2 protein-coding genes are annotated in these 1,933 nt (G+C 61.5%); both read right to left on the bottom strand.

Annotation, left to right across the window (positions count from 1 at the left end):
* Window positions 1-102: 102 nt before the first annotated feature.
* Window positions 103-1,137, bottom strand: a complete 1,035-nt coding sequence (locus ABZ195_RS28590) for an LLM class flavin-dependent oxidoreductase (protein WP_355223252.1) — start codon at window positions 1,135-1,137, stop codon at window positions 103-105.
* Window positions 1,134-1,730: a TetR/AcrR family transcriptional regulator gene (locus ABZ195_RS28595; RefSeq protein WP_355223253.1), complete on the bottom strand. Its 597-nt coding sequence runs from the start codon at window positions 1,728-1,730 to the stop codon at window positions 1,134-1,136. Before ABZ195_RS28595 ends, ABZ195_RS28590 begins: the two co-directional genes overlap by 4 nt.
* Between the last annotated feature and the right edge of the window lie 203 nt (window positions 1,731-1,933).

Raw genomic sequence — 1,933 nt, forward strand, 5'->3', positions numbered from 1 at the left:
TAGTCCACCATCGCAGCGGATTTGACGAAATCCGCGGAGTTTGCTCCTCTTCGCCTCTCTCGCGGACGCGCAGAGGGAGCAAATTCATGGCTGCCGGAACCGTTACGTCGCGGAGTGCTCAAGCCTCCGTGGTGAGCATTCTCGGATGAGGCTTTCGAGGTTTTCCTGCACGCGTTCGGGGGCGATGCCGATCGATGGTGAGTACAGCATGATGTGATCGAGAACGCCTTCGTAACGCCTGAGCCCGGCGCGAACTTGATCAGCCGTCCCGGCGACGCCCATGGTGTCGATCATCTCCTCGGACACCGCGGCAAACATTGCCGAAAAGTCACGCTGGGCGAATGCTTCCCGGATTGTCTTGCCTTCGGCAGCAAAGCCGTTCACGTCGAGCACCGTCTCGTAGGACTTGACCGAGGAGTAAAACGCAATCTGTTGTGCCAGTTCACGTCTGGCGACCTCGACGTCCTCGTGGATGGAGCACATGACCATGGAGACGACTTCGACGTCACTGGGGTCGCGGTCGGCGTGCGCCGCGCCCCTGGCGATGGCTGGCCGGACAATCTCCTGAACGTAGGCGGTGGTGAACAGGGGGTGCCCTGCAAGGCCGTCAGCGACTCTGCCTGCAGCCTCGCACATTCGGGGGCGCACGCCGGCGGTGATGATCGGGATTGCGCGGCTGGGGGGCGGTACCTCGCCGGTCGGGGTGAGGTTCATCGTGTAGAACCGGCCCTCGTGGTGGATCGGACCCTCGTGCAGGTTCCAGATGCGGCGCAGCAGGACGACGAGTTCTTCCATCCTCAACGCAGGTGCAGACGTGTCGGCCACACCATGCCAGTCGCTCATCATCCGCTTGGTGCCGTTGCCGATGCCGAGCACCAGTCGTCCATTGGAGAGCTCATCGAGGTCGGCCGCTTCCGTCGCAAGCACCAGGGGGCTTCGTCCGACGCCGTAGAGAATGGAGGAGCCGATCCGGCAGTTCTGTGTGCTGTTGGCCATCGCGGCCATCGAGATGGATCCTGAGCGTGAGTAGAACTCCGAGGCCCAAGTAGCGTCGAACCCGGCGTCATCGGCGGCTTCGGCGGTCTGAGCCAGTGATTTCAGGTCGGCGCCGACGACGGACAGGCCGTAGGTGGTCATCGTTTGTCTCCTTCGCGCGGGCGTAAGCCGTCGAACATGAGGGCATTGAGGGTGCTGGCGACCGCCGTTTCATCCAGATTGTTGGCGGTTATCAAGTACATGAGGGCGCTGATGGTGACGGCACCGAACAGTGCGATAGAGGTGGACCGTGCATCAGGCTGCTTGACGAGCGATCCGTCGTGGGCACCGGCGACGAGCAACGCTTCGACGGGTTGTTGGCAGGCTGTGTTGATCATCTCGGCGATGACCGGCATCCGGCCCGCCCGTCCTAGTTCGCCGATCAGTGCTCGGCAGACCCCTGGCCGTTGTGCCATCGCCCGCAATTGAGTACGAATGACGAGTTCCAAGCGCTCAGCGCCGGTGCCGTCGGTGTGCACGATCGCTGCTACCGCGTCGGCGATGTCCTTGAGAAGGTCTCCGAGCAAGAACGCGAGGATCTCCTCCTTGCCGGAGAAGTAGTAATAGAGCGTCGCCTTCGGCACGCCGGTAACCGCGGCTACATCTTCGATCTTGGAGTCGTTGAGCCCGTTGTCGGCGAACAGGTCCGCGGCGGCACACAACCGCTTCTGGATCTGAAGTGGAACTTTACGCATAGCCCCCTCTGATCCCTTAGTTTGAACTCCGAGTCTAACTTATGCCAGAGGGCACTACAAGGGATTTCGACGGTCACACGAAACTTCGAACTGCCGGGAATCACCTACGAGATTCGTCGAGCACGGACGCGGAGGAGTCGTGGCGACAAGCCGATTCGAATTGTGGTCCGTACGACGGAGAAGCAAACCCCAGTCACGTGTAC

This window comes from Mycobacterium sp. NPDC006124 (assembly GCF_040614235.1).
Classification (GTDB): Bacteria; Actinomycetota; Actinomycetes; order Mycobacteriales; family Mycobacteriaceae; genus Mycobacterium.

Bases quoted from the DNA above. Each gene is read 5' to 3' on its own strand.
- ABZ195_RS28595 (WP_355223253.1), bottom strand. From the start codon at position 1,730: ATGCGTAAAGTTCCACTTCAGATCCAGAAGCGGTTGTGTGCCGCCGCG.
- ABZ195_RS28590 (WP_355223252.1), bottom strand. From the start codon at position 1,137: ATGACCACCTACGGCCTGTCCGTCGTCGGCGCCGACCTGAAATCACTG.